This is a genomic window from Streptomyces sp. P5F9 (genome assembly GCF_057961495.1).
This window is the reverse complement of sequence record NZ_JBXVPZ010000541.1, coordinates 1-6,047: the sequence shown is the minus strand read 5'-3', so window position 1 is coordinate 6,047 and position 6,047 is coordinate 1. Positions and strand designations below refer to the sequence as shown.

Here is a 6,047-nt window from a genome sequence, read left to right as displayed (position 1 = left end):
CGCTACGACCACTACGACGCCGTCACCTACACCCCGTACCCGATCAACATCCCCCGCGCCCGCAGACACGTCGCCCACCTCACCGCCACCTGGGGACACCCCCACTCCGCCGGCGACGCGGCGCTACTGGCAAGCGAGTTGTGCACGAACGCCTTACTGCACGGGTGCCTGCGGGACCGTCTGTTCCGCGTGGAGACGTCCCTCACCGGCAACGCACTACGCGTGGCGGTCACCGATCCGAGGGGAGAGCGGCTCCCGTACTCCCAAACCTCCACCCCCGACGACCAGTTCGGCCGAGGTCTGCTCATCGTCCGTGCGCTGGCCGCCCGTTGGGCCGTGGAGAGGCTCACCGTCGGCAAGACCGTCTGGGCGGAGTTGGACATCGCGGGGCACCACGAGACATAACTCCGTGACCCGTCGAGGCCATCCGGCGAACAACCCCCGGCGGCACCACCGTTGCCGTCAGAAGCTCCACGACGTGGCCAGGGCGACGTTCAGTGGCCGCCCCCACCAAAGCGATTCCAACTGGCCCCATTTCACAATTGATTTGTGTGTCGATGGGGTGTCCCGGCGGGCGGCTGATCAGGATGTCGGCCCAGTGACGGCGCTTGTCACCGGCCCTGTCGATGGATGGCCGCCGTTCGTTTCGATCTCGCGCTGGGAGGCGGTGTTCGTCCCGTCGCAGGTCAACAGGGCCCGCGTGATGCCGAGCGAGGGGGCGATCGGCACGGCTGCGGCGAGCATCGCGGTCGCGTGTCCTTGGCGGCGTGCGCTGGGCCCGACGTCGTAACCGATGTGGCCGCCGGCCTTCTCCAGAGGCGGAGTGAGCCGGTAGCGCGTGGCCGGCCTGCCCAGCATCTGGTCACCTCGCCCGGCTGCTTCGTCCCGTTCGCTCAGCACGCGCGTCACATAAGCGGCGAAGGCCGCAGACGGCCGGATCGGTCAGCTCGGCCATCTGGTCCTGATGCCCGTCCGCCTGCCGCGGGCCCTACTTGGGCCGAGTTCTACCGAAACCCGTCAGGGCTGAATGTTCTCCAGGTCCTTGAGGAGGCGGGAGTGTGTCGGTTGCCACCCGAGGGCATCGCGGGTGTGGGCGCTGGAAGCCGGCTGGTCCATGGCGAAGATCGGGCCGAACGGGCCGAAGTTCTCCTGCGGCACCTGCTCGACCGGCAGGCCCAGCCGCCGGCCGATGACTGTCGCGATGTCCCGCACCGCGTCGCCCTCGTCGGCGACGGCGTGCCAGGCCGTCCCGGCCGGTGCCGACTCAAGGACCAGACGAAACAGGACCGCCGCGTCGAGCGCGTGCACGGCCGGCCAGCGCTGGGTGCCGTCGCCGGGGTAGCCGGCCACCCCGGTGCGGCGCGCTTGATCGGCCAGTAGGCCGGCGAATCCGCCCTGACCCTGGTTGTGGACCGTGCGCGGCATGCGGACAGCCGTGCTGCGCAGACCGCGCGAGGCGAGATCCAGCAGCGCGGTGACCGAACGGCCCCGACCGCCCACCGGTCCGTCGGTCGGCAGCGGATCGGCCTCGGTGGAGGCGCGCCCCGGCACCCAGGGCGTCCCCGAGACCGTGACGATCGGGCGGTCGCTTCCGACGAGTTCCTGCCCCAGCGCGGCGAGAGCGGCGCTCTCCTCGGCGATGGCCTGCGCGAGCGTGTCCGGACTGCCGTAGTCGCGTCCGAACGCGAGACTGATCACGCCGTCGCACTGTGCGGCGCCGGACCGCAGGACGTCGAGGTCCGCCAGTTCTCCTCGCAGCACCTTGGCACCAGCGCCCTCAAGGGACTGCGCGGAGCCGTCCGAGCGAGCCAGCGCGAGAACGGTGTGGCCGTTGCCGAGCAGTTCGGCGACGACGGCGGAGCCGATGGTGCCGGTACCGCCGGTGACGAAGACATGCATGAGCTCTCCCTGAAAGTGATGGGACCATTGTCCCATCACTGACCTTACACGGTGATGGGACAGGTGTCCCATCACCTATCCTGGGTCTCATGGCTAGATGGCAACCGGGTGCGGCCCAGCGACTCGTCGTTGCGGCCGTCGACCTGTTCACCGAGCAGGGGTACGACGCCACCACGGTGGCGCAGATCGCCGAGCGTGCCGGCGTCACCAAGAGCACCTTCTTCCGGCACTTCTCCGACAAGCGAGAGCTATTGGTCGCCGGCCAGGAGACGCTCAGCAGGCTGCTCGCCGACGGCATCACCGAGGCGCCTGCGAGCGCCAGCCCGCTTCAGGCGGTGGCGGCCGGTCTCGAACGCGCATCGAACGCCATGGGGCCGACGAACCGTGAACTCGGCCCCCGCCTCAAAGCCGCCGTGGCGGCCAGCACCGAACTTCAGGAGCGCGACGCCCTCAAGAGCGTCGGTCTCGCGGCCGCCATGACAGCCGCGCTCATCGCCCGCGGTGTCCCCGAGCCGATCGCGCATCTCGCGGGTGAGCTGGGAGTCCTCGCGTTCAAGCGGGGCTACGCCCAGTGGTGTGAAAGCGATCGTGATGCCACGGAAGGGCTCGCGCCTCACGCACTGGCAGCCCTGGAGGACCTGCGCGCGGCAACCGCGTCGCTGGGCTGATCGATACCACCTGGCTGTTCGCCGACCGGGCCTGGTCGGCGCCGTGAGGGCTGCGCCCCGTGCCGCGTCACACGGCTTGGCCTGCGGCGGCAGGTTCGGAAAGAGGCACCAACGTGTCCAAGCAGCACACCTGGCCACTCCACGACGGGCAGTACGGCGACCTGACCGCCTCGCTTCGAGGTCACTGCGAACCGTAGGATTATTGCAACAGCAAGTGACGTGTGATGTCGACGCGACGGGGGCGGAGATACGGCATGGCAGTGCCCGGAACCGGCACGGGCCAGGGTGGCAACCCTGACCTGCACGTGTCGTCCAAGGACCTCACCAAACTCGCCGGCGACCTCGACGACATGCAGGACCACCTCGACAAGCAGGTCAGACGCATGGACGCGATCGTCGACCGCGTCGAGGCCGGCTGGCGCGGCCCGGCGGCGACGGCGTACCGCGAGTTCCATCGCGCGGCGACCGAGGACGCCGTACGCATCCGCGAAGTGATGAAGCTGCTGGAACAGGCCGTGCGGATGAGCCGCGACGGCTTCTCCGCGCACGACATCGAGGTGCTGGAGCACATGCGGACGATCCAGGTCGACGTCGGCAGCGAGGTCGACAAGCTGTCCACGCCGAACGTGGAGACGGCAGGGGATACGCCGGCACCGGCTCCCCGCAGCAGCCTCGACTCCTTCTGACTCTTCTGCCCCTTCCGCCCGCGAGCCGTCAAGTACCCATTGCCCAGCCGTAGTTACCGACCGATACCCAGGGGGATCATGTCGACCGGGGCCTCCGCCGACGACGGCCACATATCCGTCTCCTTCGCCACGCTCCACGACCTCACCGCCGAGCTGGAGGACATCCTCAAGCAGCTCAACGGCAAACTCGACGACCTCTACGACCGCGCCGAACCGGTCGTCCTGTCGTGGAAGGGCGAGGCCCGCGAGGTCTTCGTCCAGAAGCTCGACGAGTGGGACCGGTCGGCGCAGGATCTGCAGGCCGCGCAGAAGTGGCTGCACGCCTACGTCACCACCGGTCACGCGAATTACGCGGCGGCACACCGGGCGGTGCTGCGCGGCTGGGGAGCCGCCCGATGAGTACCCCGACGCCTCCCGGGACCGGGAAGATCGATGTCACTCCGACCGTCCTGTACGGCGTCTCAACGGGCATAGCAGGCCAGCAGGACCCTCTTGACCGTGGCATCAAGTCGTTCCTCGACGAACTGGCCCGGTACCCGGACGGCGGCGGGAGGGGTACGGCGATGAAGGACTTCACGACCGCCTACCTGAAAGTCGCCGAGCGTTTCCTGGAGGTCTGGGCGAAGTCCGTGGTGAGCGTGGGAGGAGCCGCTGTGGGCTTCACGTCCACCGCCAACAACTACGCGGCGGCCGACGCGGCCACACACCCTTCGCCGACGGGACAGCCGACGCACCGGCCGAACCCCCATGTCATCGACAAAGCCCCCACGTACGGCCCGGTCACCGATTTCAAGTGGGGGGACATCGATCCAGGCCAGGACTTGATGCAGGAGGCCCTCGAAGGCCTGGAAGCCGTGGTCCTGGCTGTCATGCGTCCCCTGCTGGAGCACGAGTGCCGCTGGGGCAAGGCGGCAACGATCCTTCCGCTGCCCCATCACCTGCGCCTGTACTCGATCTCCCAGGCATGGCGCATGCCGCAGACCACGCTCGGCATGGTGGACGGAACGCTGACGGGCCTCGTCGGCAGCATCACCGACCAGACCGATCAGGACTGGTACAACGCGATGCGGACGTTCTGCAGCACGTTGTGGGGGACTTCCGCGTGGGGCAAGAGCCGCGGAGGTTACGACTGGTCCAACGACGACGCGAAGAAGAGGGGAAGCAGCCATCCCGTCTTCGCCGTTCTCTTCGACACATGCGATGCCATGGTCGACGCGATCTACAACGTCGCGAAGGCCGCCGAGGACGTCCGGGACGATCTGCACCGGATCTACCGCCAAGCCGTTGTCGACAGTATCAAGCAACTCGACCCCAGAGATATCGACGTCACGGACGCGAAAAGTCTGCTGAAAGGGCTGTGGGAAACAGGAAAAGGCCTGGTCGCGGACGTCTCCGTCGGGATCGTGCTGAACATCGACGAGGGCGCCCTGAACGATGCCGTATCGGCCTATAACAACCGTATCCATCGGCAGGTCGGCGAAATCAATGCACTGCTTCCGGCACTGGACGAGGCATACACGAGCGCACCGACCTTCAATGCCGAAACGGCCAGGGCCGAGGCGTTCGGCGCGCGGGCATTGACGGACTTCAAAGGAGATCCGCTCTACACGGTTCCGGGAGATGACGAGTCCAAGCACCGCTTCCCCGTCGATCTCGCCAATCAGGAAGGACTGGCAGGTTCACACGTCATCGACAAGCATGTGGGAAAGACGGACGCACAACTGGAGCAGAGGCTTCGCGACCAGGCGAAGGTACGTCCGGACGGTACGGTCGCGCCGATCGCCGCATCGACATTTACCGACCTGGCGTCGGCCCAGCGGTACACCCAGGATGTCCTCGACGACCCGGGCAACCAGCAGAAGATCGCCAACTGGCTGGCGAGCAACCCGAATCCGGACCGTTCCAAGCGAACCGTGGGACTCACTTTCAACGACACCGTGGGTCGGACTTGGACGCGAGGTGACTCCACTGCCCACGACTCGCATATCGTCAATGTGACCTTGAAACCCCGCCCCGGCGGCCATCCGCCCTACGTCGTCCTCACATCAATGCCGAGCGACACGGTGCAGTCCTGAGGAACAACAAGCCATGAAGGGCAAGAGATGATCGATTCCGCTTCGTGGAAATCGGCTCTGCTGGAACTTTTCGGCGGGGCGTGGACCTTCGCGGCGGTGGGCCCCCGGAACCATGAAGACTGGCGCTACGACGTCCAGGCCGTCATGAGACTGAAAGTCAAAGACCCACGAAAATGGGGGTCTCTGAATTTTCCCCCGCCAGGGTCCGGCAGCGAGAAACACCAAGAGACACCATTCGCCGACCTGAGTCTCGATGAATTCGATTCCCTTCTTTACCGAGTGGGAAAGAGATCCGCATCCCAACTACTGGTCGCCCTCCAAGGACAGTACTACCAAGCTTCAAACATCCCGGATTTCGAGAACCGTAAAAAGCGACTTTTCGAGTGCGCCGAAACGATTATTTCAAGATTCACCCCGGAAACTGCCTACTACACCAATCTGGCCGCCGCTCGGGTTAACCCTGATGTGGATCTGCTGAATCCCGATGCTGAATGGAACTGCCTTTCCAACTTCACTACCGACTGCGGCCTTGTTGTCGTTTCGGGCTCCGAAGTGGGAGTTTTCTGGGCCTTCGACGAAGACTGAGAGCGAGCAACGAATGCGCACCCGTTCCGCCACCTACCCCGACCGCGAAACCGCCCAGTGGGCCACCCAACAGACCGTCACCGCCAACGAGCAGGCCATCCACCGCTGGCTCGCCCAGTCCACCCGCCCCCGCC

General features: G+C 66.3%; 8 protein-coding genes and 1 pseudogene. 7 read left to right on the top strand and 2 right to left on the bottom strand.

From position 1 onward, the window contains the following. On the top strand, nucleotides 1-405 hold a 405-nt coding region (locus tag AC31A1_RS45005; RefSeq protein WP_489658862.1), incomplete at its 5' end, for an ATP-binding protein. Nucleotides 406-582: 177 nt separating this feature from the next. Here AC31A1_RS45005 and AC31A1_RS45000 read toward each other — a convergent pair. Together AC31A1_RS45000 and AC31A1_RS44995 are read right to left on the bottom strand one after the other, a co-directional pair. Continuing rightward, on the bottom strand, nucleotides 583-858 hold the full coding sequence (locus AC31A1_RS45000; RefSeq protein ID WP_489658861.1) for a GNAT family N-acetyltransferase: 276 nt from the start codon (nucleotides 856-858) through the stop codon (nucleotides 583-585). 159 nt (nucleotides 859-1,017) lie between these two features. Then, the gene (locus AC31A1_RS44995; RefSeq protein ID WP_489658860.1) at nucleotides 1,018-1,899 is read right to left on the bottom strand and encodes an SDR family oxidoreductase; all 882 of its coding nucleotides are present in this window, start codon (nucleotides 1,897-1,899) and stop codon (nucleotides 1,018-1,020) included. Between the two features lie 89 nt (nucleotides 1,900-1,988). On the opposite strand from AC31A1_RS44995, the gene AC31A1_RS44990 reads away from it, so the two are divergent. The 6 genes and pseudogenes from AC31A1_RS44990 to AC31A1_RS44965 form a co-directional block, all read left to right on the top strand. Continuing rightward, the gene (locus tag AC31A1_RS44990) at nucleotides 1,989-2,567 is read left to right on the top strand and encodes a TetR/AcrR family transcriptional regulator (protein ID WP_489658859.1); all 579 of its coding nucleotides are present in this window, start codon (nucleotides 1,989-1,991) and stop codon (nucleotides 2,565-2,567) included. Nucleotides 2,568-2,821: 254 nt separating this feature from the next. Then, a complete protein-coding gene (locus tag AC31A1_RS44985; RefSeq protein ID WP_489658858.1) occupies nucleotides 2,822-3,253 on the top strand; it encodes a WXG100 family type VII secretion target in 432 nt (143 codons plus the stop codon). 78 nt (nucleotides 3,254-3,331) lie between these two features. Beyond that, nucleotides 3,332-3,652 (top strand): WXG100 family type VII secretion target, encoded by a 321-nt coding sequence (locus AC31A1_RS44980; protein WP_489658857.1) that lies wholly within the window; start codon nucleotides 3,332-3,334, stop codon nucleotides 3,650-3,652. Then, a complete protein-coding gene (locus AC31A1_RS44975) occupies nucleotides 3,649-5,328 on the top strand; it encodes an RNase A-like domain-containing protein (protein WP_489658856.1) in 1,680 nt (559 codons plus the stop codon). The genes AC31A1_RS44980 and AC31A1_RS44975 overlap by 4 nt, the downstream gene beginning before the upstream one ends. Before the next feature lie 27 nt (nucleotides 5,329-5,355). Beyond that, nucleotides 5,356-5,913, top strand: coding sequence for a hypothetical protein (locus tag AC31A1_RS44970; protein ID WP_489658855.1), 558 nt, complete (start codon nucleotides 5,356-5,358; stop codon nucleotides 5,911-5,913). 13 nt (nucleotides 5,914-5,926) lie between these two features. Next, nucleotides 5,927-6,047: pseudogene (locus AC31A1_RS44965) on the top strand (RNase A-like domain-containing protein); the annotation flags it as partial.

What these genes read in the sequence shown, in the direction of transcription:
- AC31A1_RS45000 (WP_489658861.1), bottom strand. Translation starts at nt 858, where the DNA reads ATGCTGGGCAGGCCGGCCACGCGCTACCGGCTCACTCCGCCTCTGGAG.
- AC31A1_RS44995 (WP_489658860.1), bottom strand. Translation starts at nt 1,899, where the DNA reads ATGCATGTCTTCGTCACCGGCGGTACCGGCACCATCGGCTCCGCCGTC.
- AC31A1_RS44990 (WP_489658859.1), top strand. Translation starts at nt 1,989, where the DNA reads ATGGCTAGATGGCAACCGGGTGCGGCCCAGCGACTCGTCGTTGCGGCC.
- AC31A1_RS44985 (WP_489658858.1), top strand. Translation starts at nt 2,822, where the DNA reads ATGGCAGTGCCCGGAACCGGCACGGGCCAGGGTGGCAACCCTGACCTG.
- AC31A1_RS44980 (WP_489658857.1), top strand. Translation starts at nt 3,332, where the DNA reads ATGTCGACCGGGGCCTCCGCCGACGACGGCCACATATCCGTCTCCTTC.
- AC31A1_RS44975 (WP_489658856.1), top strand. Translation starts at nt 3,649, where the DNA reads ATGAGTACCCCGACGCCTCCCGGGACCGGGAAGATCGATGTCACTCCG.
- AC31A1_RS44970 (WP_489658855.1), top strand. Translation starts at nt 5,356, where the DNA reads ATGATCGATTCCGCTTCGTGGAAATCGGCTCTGCTGGAACTTTTCGGC.